This is a genomic window from Saccharothrix sp. ST-888 (genome assembly GCF_000955975.1).
In the GTDB taxonomy this organism is placed as follows: Bacteria; Actinomycetota; Actinomycetes; order Streptomycetales; family Streptomycetaceae; genus Kitasatospora.
The window spans coordinates 1-13,387 of record NZ_JYJF01000067.1; the positions used below are offsets into that span (position 1 = coordinate 1).

A 13,387-nucleotide genomic window follows, 5' to 3' on the forward strand; every position below is an offset into this window, starting at 1 on the left:
GGGGAGCAGAAGGGCACCGACGGAACGTTTCAGCGCTACCGGGTGACCCTCTCTGCCGAGGCGTACGCCGCCGCGCAGACGCAGCTGAGCACGGCCCGGCGGACGGCGCTCAGGGCGGCGCTGGGGCCAGGACCGGTGGTGCTCGACCTGCTGCTGAACGACAAGGACCAGCTGACCGAGGTGCACCGCTCCGGCCCCGGACCCTCGGGCGCGGCGAACGACACCGTCCAGTACAGCGAGTTCGGCGGCCCGCTCTCGGTGCAGGCCCCGGCCGACGACGACACCGTGGACGCAGGTACGAAGGGTCTGCCGCCGCTGAATCCATAGTCGGTCATGGCGGGATCGGGCGGATTTGGTGGTTTTCCCGCTGGTCAGGTACGGTGGTTTCTGCCAAAGACCGCTGGCTGTTGCCCAACTTCCGCAAGGAGGCCGGGCAGCCGAAGGATCTGCGACTCGTCGCAGACGGCCCGCGCAGGAGTTTCTGGAGCTTGGACTTCCGGTCCGTACGGTTCGCCGTGCGACCGTCGAGGTCTTCACTGAGCCCCGTGCGACTGCGCACTGGGGCTCTCACTGTTTCTGCAGGGCTTCCTTCTCGCCTGCCGGTCCGAGGCGTTGAATGGTCGACTTCGCGGTCGGCCCGACTTCGACATCACGGAAGGAGGCGTAAGCCTATGGCAAGGCCCGACAAGGCTGCTGCCGTCGCCGAGGTCACGGACATGTTCCGTGCTTCGAACGCGGCCGTGCTGACCGAGTACCGCGGTCTGACGGTGAAGCAGATGAAGAATCTGCGTCGCTCGCTGGGTGACAACGCCCAGTACGCCGTGGTGAAGAACACGCTGACCAAGATCGCGGCCAATGAGGCCGGGATCTCCGAGCTGGACGACCTGTTCGCGGGTCCGACGGCTGTCGCCTTCGTCACCGGTGACCCGGTGGAGTCGGCGAAGGCTCTGCGTGACTTCGCCAAGGAGAACCCCGCTCTGATCATCAAGGGCGGTGTCCTTGACGGCAAGGCGCTGTCCGCCGATGACATCAAGAAGCTCGCGGACCTCGAGTCCCGCGAGGTGCTGCTCGCCAAGCTGGCGGGTGCCCTGAAGGCCAAGCAGTCCCAGGCTGCCGCGCTCTTCCAGGCCCTGCCGTCGAAGCTCGTCCGCACTGTGGACGCGCTGCGCGACAAGGTCGAGCAGGGCGGTGCCGGTACGCCGGCTCCCGCCGCCGAGGACGAGGCCGCCGAGTAATTCGGCAGGCTCACGCCTCGCTGCGGGCCCGTGCCCGCCCAACCCGTACATACGGCACCACCTGCCGATTTAGTGGAAGGACGCCATCATGGCGAAGCTGACCCAGGACGAGCTGCTCGCGCAGTTCGAGGAGCTCACCCTCATTGAGCTCGCCGCCTTCGTGAAGGCCTTCGAGGAGAAGTTCGACGTCACCGCTGCCGCCCCGGTCGCCATGGCCGCCGCCGCTGCCCCGGGCGCCGTTGAGGCCGTCGAGGAGCAGGACGAGTTCGACGTCATCCTCGAGTCCGCTGGTGACAAGAAGATCCAGGTCATCAAGGAGGTGCGCGCCCTGACCTCCCTCGGCCTGAAGGAGGCCAAGGACCTCGTTGACGGCACCCCGGCCACCCTCCTGGAGAAGGTTGCCAAGGACGCTGCCGAGAAGGCCAAGGCCCAGCTCGAGGGCGCTGGCGCCAAGGTCACCGTCAAGTGACTCCTCGCCCCCTCTGAGGGGGCGCGCAGGCCGGGCCGATCACCCTTCCGGGTGGTCGGCCCGGCCTGTTTCGTACCCGCGTCGGTTCTGACGGGGTCGGGCCCGGTCGGCTGTGCACTCGGCCACTGTCGGCGGGGACCGGTATGGTGATCGCTGTCGTCACGGACGGCCCCACCACGGGTTCTGTAACGCCCGAGGGGTGCCGGACGATGAGCAGGCCGAGGTCCACGCTCTGGCGCGGGCCTTGACGAACGGCACCGGGCGCGCGATTCTCAAGGCTCGCGCCCAGCGTGGAGTGCACGCTCCAAGTCGGAGCGGCCCTGGATGCATATTCAGTGGCCCCGACGGGAAGTGACTGCATGTGAGGTGCGGTGGCCCGGCGTAGTCCGGGCCAAGGTTGTGCGAGGCAGGCGCCGCCCTGCGGCACGGTTCCCCGGTGGGGCCGGGCCGGTTGGGTGGCTACCGGAGGGAGCGTCCGATTCGGTCTCCGAATCAGGGCTTGTCAGCAGTGTGCCTTTTGGCTACACTGTCCCTTTGCGCTGCCTGTTAGCTGCTCCGTGACTCGTCGCCCGGAGTCTGCGTTGCCCTGAAGGGGTCTGGCACCGCCTCCGCAAAGCGGCTCTGACCTGGGATTTCCTTCCCGGCTGAGACCCACGGCGACGGAGGTGGCTCCAAGCCTTTGCAGGCCCGGCTGGTACGCGCGTAGTGAGCTCCGAGCCCTCGGAAGGACCCCCCTCTTGGCCGCCTCGCGCAACGCCTCGAACAATTCCGCCGCATCCACCGCCCCGCTTCGCGTTTCGTTCGCGAAGATCAAGGAGCCCCTTGAGGTCCCGAACCTCCTGGCCCTGCAGACCGAGAGCTTTGACTGGCTGCTCGGCAACGCGGCCTGGAAGTCTCGGGTCGAGGCGGCCCTGGAGAGTGGACAGGACGTCCCCACCAAGTCCGGTCTGGAGGAGATCTTCGAAGAGATCTCGCCGATCGAGGACTTCAGTGGGTCGATGTCGCTGACTTTCCGCGACCACCGTTTCGAGCCGCCGAAGAACTCCATTGACGAGTGCAAGGACCGCGACTTCACGTTCGCGGCTCCGCTCTTCGTCACGGCCGAGTTCACCAACAACGAGACCGGTGAGATCAAGTCTCAGACGGTCTTCATGGGCGACTTCCCGCTCATGACCCACAAGGGCACGTTCGTGATCAACGGCACCGAGCGCGTCGTCGTGTCGCAGCTGGTCCGTTCCCCCGGCGTGTACTTCGACTCCACCCTGGACAAGGTGTCCGACAAGGACATCTACTCCTGCAAGGTCATCCCCTCGCGTGGTGCCTGGCTGGAGATGGAGATCGACAAGCGCGACATGGTCGGTGTCCGCATCGACCGCAAGCGCAAGCAGTCGGTCACCGTACTGCTCAAGGCCCTCGGCTGGACCAACGAGATGATTCTCGAGGAGTTCGGCGAGTACGAGTCGATGCGCGCCACCCTGGAGAAGGACCACACCCAGGGCCAGGACGACGCACTCCTCGACATCTACCGCAAGCTGCGCCCGGGCGAGCCGCCCACGCGTGAGGCCGCGCAGACGCTGCTCGAGAACCTCTACTTCAACCCGAAGCGCTACGACCTCGCCAAGGTCGGCCGCTACAAGGTCAACCGGAAGCTGGGCAACGCCGAGTCCCTGGACTCCGGCGTGCTCACCGAGCCCGACATCATCGGTGCGATCAAGTACCTGGTGAAGCTGCACGCGGGTGAGACCGAGTGGAGCGACGGCGAGGGCCGCGACATCGTGGTCGAGGTCGACGACATCGACCACTTCGGCAACCGTCGCCTGCGCAACGTCGGCGAGCTGATCCAGAACCAGGTCCGTACGGGTCTCGCCCGTATGGAGCGCGTCGTGCGCGAGCGCATGACCACCCAGGACGTCGAGGCGATCACGCCGCAGACCCTGATCAACATCCGGCCGGTCGTCGCCTCCATCAAGGAGTTCTTCGGCACCAGCCAGCTGTCGCAGTTCATGGACCAGACGAACCCGCTGTCGGGCCTGACCCACAAGCGTCGTCTGTCCGCCCTCGGTCCCGGTGGTCTCTCCCGTGAGCGCGCCGGCTTCGAGGTCCGTGACGTGCACCCCTCGCACTACGGCCGCATGTGTCCGATCGAGACCCCGGAAGGCCCGAACATCGGTCTGATCGGGTCGCTGGCCTCGTACGGCCGGGTCAACGCCTTCGGCTTCATCGAGACTCCGTACCGCAAGGTCATCGACGGTGTGGTCACCGAGCAGGTCGACTACCTCACCGCCGACGAGGAGGACCGCTACGTCATCGCGCAGGCCAACGCCCCGCTGACCGCGGAGCTGACCTTCGCCGAGCCGCGTGTCCTGGTCCGCCGCCGTGGTGGCGAGATCGACTACATCCCCGGCACCGAGATCGACTACATGGACGTCTCGCCGCGCCAGATGGTGTCGGTCGCGACCGCCATGATCCCGTTCCTCGAGCACGACGACGCCAACCGCGCGCTCATGGGCTCGAACATGATGCGCCAGGCGGTGCCGCTGCTGAAGAGCGAGGCTCCGCTGGTCGGTACCGGCATGGAGTACCGCTGTGCGGTCGACGCCGCCGACGTGATCACGGCCGAGAAGCCGGGTGTGGTCCAGGAGGTCTCCGCCGACTACGTGACGGTGGCCAACGACGACGGCACCTACACCACGTACCGCGCCGCCAAGTTCACCCGCTCCAACCAGGGCACCTCCTTCAACCAGAAGGTGCTCGTGGACGAGGGCTCCCGCGTGGAGGCCGGCCAGGTTCTGGCCGACGGCCCCTGCACGGACGAGGGCGAGATGGCGCTCGGCAAGAACCTCCTCGTGGCGTTCATGTCGTGGGAGGGCCACAACTACGAGGACGCGATCATCCTGTCGCAGCGCCTCGTGCAGGACGACGTCCTCTCCTCGATCCACATCGAGGAGCACGAGGTCGACGCCCGTGACACCAAGCTGGGCCCCGAGGAGATCACCCGGGACATCCCGAACGTCTCCGAGGAGGTCCTCGCCGACCTCGACGAGCGCGGCATCATCCGGATCGGTGCGGATGTCGTCACCGGCGACATCCTGGTCGGCAAGGTCACCCCGAAGGGTGAGACCGAGCTGACCCCCGAGGAGCGCCTGCTCCGCGCGATCTTCGGTGAGAAGGCCCGTGAGGTCCGCGACACCTCGCTGAAGGTGCCGCACGGTGAGTCCGGCAAGGTCATCGGCGTCCGCGTCTTCGACCGCGAAGAGGGCGACGAGCTGCCCCCGGGCGTGAACCAGCTGGTCCGCGTCTACGTGGCCCAGAAGCGCAAGATCACCAACGGTGACAAGCTCGCCGGCCGCCACGGCAACAAGGGTGTCATCTCCAAGATCCTCCCGGTCGAGGACATGCCGTTCCTCGAGGACGGCACCCCGGTCGACATCATCCTCAACCCGCTGGGTGTCCCGTCCCGAATGAACCCGGGACAGGTCCTGGAGATCCACCTCGGGTGGCTCGCCAAGCAGGGCTGGGACGTCTCCGGTCTCGCCGACGAGTGGGCCAAGCGCCTGCAGGCGATCGGCGCCGACACGGTCGTGGGTGGCACCAACCTCGCCACCCCGGTCTTCGACGGCGCCCGCGAGGACGAGATCACCGGCCTGCTGGACAACACCACCCTCACCCGTGACGGTGAGCGCCTGGTGAACTCCACCGGTAAGGCCCGGCTGTTCGACGGCCGCTCCGGCGAGCCGTTCCCGATGCCGATCTCGGTCGGCTACATGTACATCCTCAAGCTGCACCACCTGGTCGACGACAAGCTGCACGCCCGTTCGACCGGCCCGTACTCCATGATCACCCAGCAGCCGCTCGGTGGTAAGGCGCAGTTCGGTGGTCAGCGCTTCGGTGAGATGGAGGTGTGGGCCCTGGAGGCGTACGGCGCTGCGTACGCACTGCAGGAGCTGCTCACCATCAAGTCCGACGACGTCCTCGGCCGAGTCAAGGTCTACGAGGCCATCGTCAAGGGCGAGAACATCCCCGAGCCCGGCATTCCCGAGTCCTTCAAGGTCCTCATCAAGGAAATGCAGTCGCTCTGCCTCAATGTGGAGGTGCTGTCCTCGGACGGCCAGTCCATCGAGATGCGGGACTCCGACGAAGACGTGTTCCGCGCTGCCGAGGAGCTCGGCATCGACCTGTCCCGGCGCGAGCCGAGCAGCGTCGAAGAGGTCTGACGGAGGTTGGGCCGGCCTGGAGGAACCCAGGCCGGCCCGCCCCCAGGCCCCCTCAGACCATAGATAAACCTCGACTTACGAAAGAGGGCTTGACGACCAGTGCTTGACGTCAACTTCTTCGACGAGCTCCGTATTGGCCTGGCCACGGCCGACGACATCCGCCAGTGGTCGCACGGCGAGGTCAAGAAGCCGGAGACCATCAACTACCGCACCCTGAAGCCGGAAAAGGACGGGCTCTTCTGCGAGAAGATCTTCGGCCCCACCCGGGACTGGGAGTGCTACTGCGGTAAGTACAAGCGCGTCCGCTTCAAGGGCATCATCTGCGAGCGCTGCGGCGTCGAGGTCACCCGCGCCAAGGTGCGCCGTGAGCGGATGGGCCACATCGAGCTGGCCGCCCCGGTCACCCACATCTGGTACTTCAAGGGTGTCCCGTCCCGTCTGGGCTACCTGCTGGACCTGGCGCCGAAGGACCTCGAGAAGGTCATCTACTTCGCCGCCTACATGATCACCTGGGTGGACGACGAGCGTCGCCAGCGCGACCTCCCGTCCCTGGAGGCGCACGTCTCGGTCGAGCGCCAGCAGATCGAGAACCGTCGCGACTCCGACCTGGAGAACCGCGCGAAGAAGGCCGAGTCCGACCTCGCCGAGCTGGAGGCCGAGGGCGCCAAGGCCGACGTCCGCCGCAAGGTGCGCGAGGGCGCCGAGCGCGAGATGAAGCAGCTGCGCGATCGTGCGCAGCGCGAGATCGACCGCCTCGACGAGGTCTGGGCCCGCTTCAAGAACCTCAAGGTCCAGGACCTGGAGGGCGACGAGCTGCTCTACCGCGAGCTGCGCGACCGCTTCGGCACCTACTTCTCCGGCTCGATGGGCGCCGCGGCCCTCAAGGACCGCCTGGAGACCTTCGACCTGGCGGAGGAGGCCGAGCGCCTCCGCGAGATCATCCGCACCGGCAAGGGCCAGAAGAAGACCCGTGCGCTCAAGCGCCTCAAGGTCGTCTCCGCCTTCCTGCAGACCAGCAACAAGCCCAACGGCATGGTGCTGGACTGCGTCCCGGTCATCCCGCCGGACCTGCGTCCGATGGTGCAGCTGGACGGCGGCCGCTTCGCGACCTCCGACCTGAACGACCTGTACCGCCGCGTGATCAACCGCAACAACCGCCTGAAGCGCCTGCTCGACCTCGGTGCCCCCGAGATCATCGTGAACAACGAGAAGCGCATGCTCCAGGAGGCCGTCGACGCGCTCTTCGACAACGGCCGTCGTGGTCGCCCGGTCACGGGCCCCGGCAACCGTCCGCTGAAGTCGCTGTCCGACATGCTCAAGGGCAAGCAGGGTCGTTTCCGTCAGAACCTGCTCGGCAAGCGAGTCGACTACTCGGCCCGTTCGGTCATCGTCGTCGGCCCGCAGCTGAAGCTGCACCAGTGCGGTCTGCCCAAGGCCATGGCGCTGGAGCTCTTCAAGCCGTTCGTGATGAAGCGCCTGGTGGACCTGAACCACGCGCAGAACATCAAGTCGGCCAAGCGCATGGTCGAGCGCGCCCGCCCGGTCGTGTGGGACGTCCTCGAAGAGGTCATCGCCGAGCACCCGGTTCTGCTGAACCGTGCGCCCACCCTGCACCGCCTCGGCATCCAGGCCTTCGAGCCGCAGCTGGTCGAGGGCAAGGCCATCCAGATCCACCCGCTCGTCTGCACCGCGTTCAACGCGGACTTCGACGGTGACCAGATGGCCGTCCACCTGCCGCTGTCGGCAGAGGCGCAGGCCGAGGCCCGCATCCTGATGCTGTCCTCGAACAACATCCTGAAGCCGGCCGACGGTCGCCCCGTCACCATGCCGACCCAGGACATGGTGCTGGGCCTGTTCTTCCTCACCTCGGACCGCGAGAACGTGAAGGGCGCCGGCCGCTCCTTCTCGTCGACCGCCGAGGCGATCATGGCCTTCGACGCCCGCGACCTGGACGTCCAGGCCCCGATCGACCTGCGTCTGCCGGTCGGCACCGTGCCGCCGCGCGGCTGGGCCGCCCCGGTCGACGAGGAGGGCCAGTCCAGCTGGTTCGAGGGCGAGTCGTTCCGGCTCACCACGACCCTGGGCCGTGCGCTCTTCAACGAGCTGCTGCCCGAGGACTACCCCTTCGTCGACTACGAGGTCGGCAAGAAGCAGCTGTCGGCCATCGTCAACGACCTGGCCGAGCGCTACCCCAAGGTCGTCGTCGCCGCGACGCTGGACAACCTGAAGGCGGCCGGTTTCCACTGGTCGACCCGTTCCGGTGTCACCGTCTCGATCTCGGACGTCGTCGTCCCGCCGAGCAAGCCCCAGATCCTCGAGGGCTACGAGGCGCAGGCGGAGAAGGTCCAGCGGCAGTACGAGCGCGGTCTGATCACCAACGAGGAGCGCAAGAGCGAGCTCATCGGCATCTGGACCCGGGCGACCAACGAGGTCGCCGAGGCCATGAACGCGAACTTCCCGAAGACGAACCCCATCTTCATGATGGTCGACTCGGGTGCTCGTGGAAACATGATGCAGATGCGTCAGATCGCCGGTATGCGTGGTCTGGTGTCCAACGCGAAGAACGAGACCATCCCGCGACCCATCAAGGCGTCGTTCCGTGAGGGTCTCTCCGTGCTGGAGTACTTCATCTCCACCCACGGTGCCCGTAAGGGTCTCGCGGACACCGCTCTGCGTACCGCCGACTCCGGTTACCTCACCCGTCGTCTGGTCGACGTCTCCCAGGACGTCATCATTCGCGAGGAGGACTGCGGCACCGAGCGCGGCCTGAAGCTGTCGATCGGTTCCGTCGTGGACGGCGTGCTGCGCAAGGCCGACGACGTCGAGACCAGCGTCTACGCCCGGATGCTCGCCGAGGACATCACGGTGGACGGCAAGCTCCTTGCCACCGCCAACACCGACCTCGGTGACGTCCTGATCGACGAGCTGATCCGCCACGGTGTCGGCGACGTCAAGGTCCGCTCGATCCTGACCTGTGAGTCGGCCGTGGGTACCTGTGCCCACTGCTACGGCCGCTCGCTGGCCACCGGCAAGCTGGTCGACATCGGTGAGGCGGTCGGCATCATCGCCGCCCAGTCCATCGGTGAGCCCGGTACCCAGCTGACCATGCGTACCTTCCACACCGGTGGTGTGGCCGGTGACGACATCACCCAGGGTCTGCCGCGTGTCGTCGAGCTCTTCGAGGCCCGTACCCCCAAGGGTGTGGCCCCGATCTCGGAGGCGCAGGGCCGCGCCCGCATCGAGGACACCGAGAAGACCCGCAAGATCGTCATCACCCCGGACGACGGCACCGACGAGATCGCCTACCCGGTCTCCAAGCGTGTCAAGCTCCTGGTGAGCGAGGGTGAGGCGGTCGAGGTCGGCCAGAAGCTGACCGTCGGTGCCACCAACCCGCACGACGTCCTGCGCATCATGGGCCAGCGTGCCGTCCAGGTTCACCTGGTGGCCGAGGTCCAGAAGGTCTACAACTCGCAGGGTGTGTCGATCCACGACAAGCACATCGAGATCATCATCCGGCAGATGCTCCGCCGCGTGACGATCATCGAGTCGGGCGACGCCGAGCTGCTCCCGGGCGAGCTCGTCGAGCGCGGCCGCTTCGAGCAGGAGAACCGTCGCGTGGTCTCCGAGGGCGGTCACCCCGCCTCCGGCCGTCCGCAGCTGATGGGTATCACCAAGGCCTCGCTGGCCACCGAGTCCTGGCTGTCGGCCGCCTCCTTCCAGGAGACGACCCGGGTCCTCACCGACGCGGCGATCCACGCCAAGTCGGACCCGCTGCTGGGCCTCAAGGAGAACGTCATCCTCGGTAAGCTCATCCCGGCCGGTACGGGTCTGCCCCGCTACCGCAACATCCGGGTGGAGCCGACCGAGGAGGCCAAGGCCGCCATGTACTCGGCCGTCGGCTACGACGACTACGACATGTCGCCCTTCGGCGCCGGCTCCGGCCAGGCGGTCCCGCTGGACGACTACGACTACGGCCCGTACACGGGCTGACAGTCAGCGCGCAACGCCGCAGGGCGGCCACCCCACTCGGGGTGGCCGCCCTGCGGCGTTTCGTCCGGCCTGAGGGGATGTCAGCGCTGCCGCCTAGGTTGGTCCCATCAGTCCTCCTGGCTGGCCGAGAGGGGTCGTCCGATGTCCACTGCTGCCGTTCCGGCCGAGCAGGTCACCTATCTGGAGCTGTCCGAGGAGGGCGGCGGCGCGCACAAGTTCTACGAGGTGCGGCTGGCCGGAGCCGAGGTGACCGTGACGTACGGGCGGATCGGGGAGGGCGGGCAGGCGAAGACCACTTCGTACCCGACGGCGGAGAAGGCCGTCGCGGCGGCCTCCAGGAAGGTGGGGGAGAAGGTCAGGAAGGGGTACGCGCCGGCGGTCCGGGGGGTGCGGCAGCGGCGGGCGGTGACGCGCCGGGCGATGGCCAGCAGCGGGTCGACGGCGCGTCAGGCGCCGCTGGTGTGGCGGTTCCGGTCGGGGGCGGCGGCGTTCGGGGTGTTCGTGGGGGAGGAGCAGGCCTGGGTGGGGAACGAGGCGGGGGACGTCTACACGCTGACGCACGACGGGGTGGTCACCGGCCGGTACGGCCTGCCGGACGGCGTGAAGTGCATCGTCGCCGACGACCGGTGGATCTACGCGGGCTGCGACAACGGCAAGGTCTACGACCTGGGCGGGAAGGTGCCCCGGGTGGCGTACGAGATCGCCGAGGACGTGGACATCTACTGGCTGGACATCCACGACGGGGTGCTGGGGGTGGCCGACGAGCGCGGCGGGCTCACCACCGTCGACCACGAGGACGAGTTCCAGTGGCGGCGCAAGGCCGAGGGCCGCGAGGGCTGGATGGTGCGCTGCGACCGGGAGGGGGTCTACCACGGGCACACCCGCGGGGTGTCCCGGTACGCGGCGCGCGGCGGCGAGCCGGTGTGGCACACCCGGACGGAGGGCGAGGTGCTGTTCGGCTGGCAGGAACGGGAGGAGGTCTTCGCGGGGACGTCGCGCGGCTGGGTGCACCGGCTGCGCAAGGCGGACGGCGGGGAGGTCGCCCGCTACCGCTGCGATGCGGCGGTGTTCTCCTGCGCCGCGTCCCCCGACGGCCGCTACGTCTTCGCCGGGGACAACCACTCCTCGGTCTACTGCTTCGCGGCGGACGGGACGCGGCTGTGGAAGCTGGGTACGGGCTGCGGTTCGGCCTACAGCATGCAGTACCGCGACGGACGGCTGTACCTGGTGACCACGGACGGTTCGCTGGCCTGCCTGGACGCGAGCGAGCAGGCGGTGCGCGCGGCGGAGGACGGGACACTGCCCCGGACGGCCGAGGTGGACGCGTTCGGCTGGGAGGCGGTGGCGCCGGGGGCCCGGCTGGAGACGGTGGAGGCGGCCCTGGCCGGTGCGGGCGTCGAGGTCGAGTGTGTGCAGGAGGGCGGCCGGACGCGGGTGAGGGTGGTGTCGGCCGGCTACGACCCGTCCTGGCGGGTGCAGTTCCCGAAGGACGTCCGGGTGCCGGGCGCGCGGTATCTGGTGGCCGAGGTGCTGGAGTCGGGGGCGGGCGGGTTCTACCGGGCGCGGGGTGAGATCAAGCGCCTGCTGTGATCCGGATGCCCCCGGGGGGATCACCGGACGCGGAGGAGGGGGCCGCGGGCGGTGAACGGGAGGGTGGGGTCCCGGGGGTGAGGTGGGGGTGGGAGTACCGGTCTGCGCCGGGCTCCGGTGGGGGAGGACCCCGGTTTTTCGGTGGCGCCAGGGGGAAGGCGGCCCGTACGGTCCGGGCATGACTGGCAAGCGGCCGCTGATCGCGGTGTTGACGGGGGCGGGGATCTCCACCGATTCGGGGATTCCGGACTACCGGGGGCCCAAGGGGCTGTGGCAACGGGACCCGAAGGCGCAGGAGTTGGTGACGATCGGGCCGTACCTGGCCGATCCCGAGGTGCGGCGCCGCTCCTGGCTGCTGCGGCGGGACGTCGGCGCGGTGGCGGCGGAGCCGAACCCGGGGCATCTGGCACTGGCGGAGCTGGAGCGCAGCGGGCTGCCGCTGCGGGTGCTGACGCAGAACGTGGACGGGCTGCACCAGCGTTCGGGGCTGCCGGAGCGGAAGGTGCTGGAACTGCACGGGACGGCGCAGCGGGTGCAGTGCGTCCGCTGCCGGGAGCGCAGTCCGATGGCTCAGGCCCTGGAGCGGGTGGAGGCGGGGGAGCCGGATCCGGCGTGTGCGGCGTGCGGGGGTGTGCTCAAGCCGTGCACGGTGATGTTCGGTGAGGCACTGGACCCGGTGGTGCTGGACCGGGCCGAGTCGATCGCCAAGGCGTGCGACCTGTTCGTGGCGGTCGGGACGCTGCTGCAGGTGTACCCGGCGGCCGGGCTGGCGCAGCTGGCGTTGGATGCCGGTGCCCGGCTGGTGATCGTGAACGGAGAGCCCACGCCGTACGACCCGGTGGCGCACGAGGTGATCCGGGAGCCGATCTCGGTCGCGCTGCCCGCACTGGTGCGGCGGATCGTCGCGGGGCAGCCGGTGGGGGAGACCGCAGCGGGGTGAGTACGGCGGGGTGAGCGCGGCGGCTCGTGCGGGGGAGGGAGGTACTCCCCCGCACGAGGGAGACCGGTGGACCGCTCGGCCGGGGGATCCGGGACGAGGGGGTGGTCGGGCAGTCTTTCGGTGTCGGGTCGCAGAGGCCGGTCCGGCCGGCCGAACGGGAGAACTGCCATGAACCGGATGACTTTTCGCGTACTGACCTACGCCGCCATCACCGCTGCCGTCGTGGGCGGGATGTCCTCCTGCTTCGCGCTCCAGGACGACCGGACCAGGACCGTGGGCTACGGCGTCTCCGAGACCGTGCGGACCTTGGTGATCGAGGGCGGCACCGGAGACATCCGGGTGATCGGCGGCGGCACCGGGGTCCAGGTGACGGAGCGCCAGACGTACCGCTCCACCCCGCCCGCGACCACGCACAGCACCGCCGGCGGCACGCTCACCCTCGGCTACACCTGCCCGGACGGCGACTGCGGCGTCGGGTACGAGGTGGCGGTCCCGGCGGGTACGGAGGTGCGGGTGAAGGACGGCACCGGTGACGTCCACCTGTCCGGGCTCAGCGGCCGGGTCGAGGCGAAGAGCGGCACGGGCAGCATCGAGGCCAGGCGGATGAGCGGTGCCGAGGTCAGCCTGAGCACCAGCACCGGTGACGTCTCGGCCGTCTTCACCGCTCAGCCCGAGACGCTCGCGGCGACCACGAGCACCGGCAGCATCACCGTGAAGGTGCCCGGCAGGGACCCGTACGCCGTCGCCGCGAAGACCGACACCGGGAAGTCCTCCGTGACGGTGAGTCAGCAGTCGGACGCCAAGCGCCGCATCACCGCGACGACCGACACCGGTGATGTGACGGTCACCGGTGTCTGAGCACCCCGCCGGGGCGGGCGGCCGGCCTCCGGCACCCCTCGGTCGCGCGCCCGGCCCGGCGTTACGGCAGGATCATCCCCCGGAGTACGGC

8 protein-coding genes are annotated in these 13,387 nt (G+C 68.6%); all 8 read left to right on the forward strand.

The window, feature by feature from the left end; all coding sequences use genetic code 11:
* Nucleotides 1-327 (forward strand): hypothetical protein (locus UK12_RS20760; RefSeq protein WP_045304568.1); only part of this gene is annotated, 327 nt, incomplete at its 5' end.
* A 344-nt stretch (nucleotides 328-671) separates the two neighbouring features.
* Entirely contained in the window at nucleotides 672-1,235 is a 564-nt protein-coding gene (gene rplJ / locus UK12_RS20765; RefSeq protein WP_045304569.1) for a 50S ribosomal protein L10, read from the forward strand.
* Between the two features lie 88 nt (nucleotides 1,236-1,323).
* Nucleotides 1,324-1,704, forward strand: a complete 381-nt coding sequence (rplL, locus tag UK12_RS20770; protein ID WP_045304570.1) for a 50S ribosomal protein L7/L12 — start codon at nucleotides 1,324-1,326, stop codon at nucleotides 1,702-1,704.
* A gap of 737 nt (nucleotides 1,705-2,441) precedes the next feature.
* Nucleotides 2,442-5,918 carry a DNA-directed RNA polymerase subunit beta gene (gene rpoB / locus UK12_RS20775; RefSeq protein ID WP_045304571.1) on the forward strand — a complete coding sequence of 1,159 codons (3,477 nt, stop codon included), beginning with the start codon at nucleotides 2,442-2,444 and terminating at the stop codon, nucleotides 5,916-5,918.
* A gap of 99 nt (nucleotides 5,919-6,017) precedes the next feature.
* A complete protein-coding gene (locus UK12_RS20780; RefSeq protein ID WP_045304572.1) occupies nucleotides 6,018-9,908 on the forward strand; it encodes a DNA-directed RNA polymerase subunit beta' in 3,891 nt (1,296 codons plus the stop codon).
* 141 nt (nucleotides 9,909-10,049) lie between these two features.
* Nucleotides 10,050-11,498 (forward strand): WGR domain-containing protein, encoded by a 1,449-nt coding sequence (locus UK12_RS20785; RefSeq protein ID WP_045304573.1) that lies wholly within the window; start codon nucleotides 10,050-10,052, stop codon nucleotides 11,496-11,498.
* A 178-nt stretch (nucleotides 11,499-11,676) separates the two neighbouring features.
* Nucleotides 11,677-12,438 carry an SIR2 family NAD-dependent protein deacylase gene (locus UK12_RS20790; protein WP_045304574.1) on the forward strand — a complete coding sequence of 254 codons (762 nt, stop codon included), beginning with the start codon at nucleotides 11,677-11,679 and terminating at the stop codon, nucleotides 12,436-12,438.
* Between the two features lie 177 nt (nucleotides 12,439-12,615).
* The gene (locus UK12_RS20795) at nucleotides 12,616-13,296 is read left to right on the forward strand and encodes a DUF4097 family beta strand repeat-containing protein (RefSeq protein ID WP_197085037.1); all 681 of its coding nucleotides are present in this window, start codon (nucleotides 12,616-12,618) and stop codon (nucleotides 13,294-13,296) included.
* The last annotated feature ends 91 nt before the right edge of the window (nucleotides 13,297-13,387 follow it).

Coding starts and splice junctions, on each gene's coding strand:
- rplL (WP_045304570.1), top strand. CDS start 1,324: ATGGCGAAGCTGACCCAGGACGAGCTGCTCGCGCAGTTCGAGGAGCTC.
- rplJ (WP_045304569.1), top strand. CDS start 672: ATGGCAAGGCCCGACAAGGCTGCTGCCGTCGCCGAGGTCACGGACATG.
- UK12_RS20785 (WP_045304573.1), top strand. CDS start 10,050: ATGTCCACTGCTGCCGTTCCGGCCGAGCAGGTCACCTATCTGGAGCTG.
- UK12_RS20795 (WP_197085037.1), top strand. CDS start 12,616: ATGACTTTTCGCGTACTGACCTACGCCGCCATCACCGCTGCCGTCGTG.
- UK12_RS20790 (WP_045304574.1), top strand. CDS start 11,677: ATGACTGGCAAGCGGCCGCTGATCGCGGTGTTGACGGGGGCGGGGATC.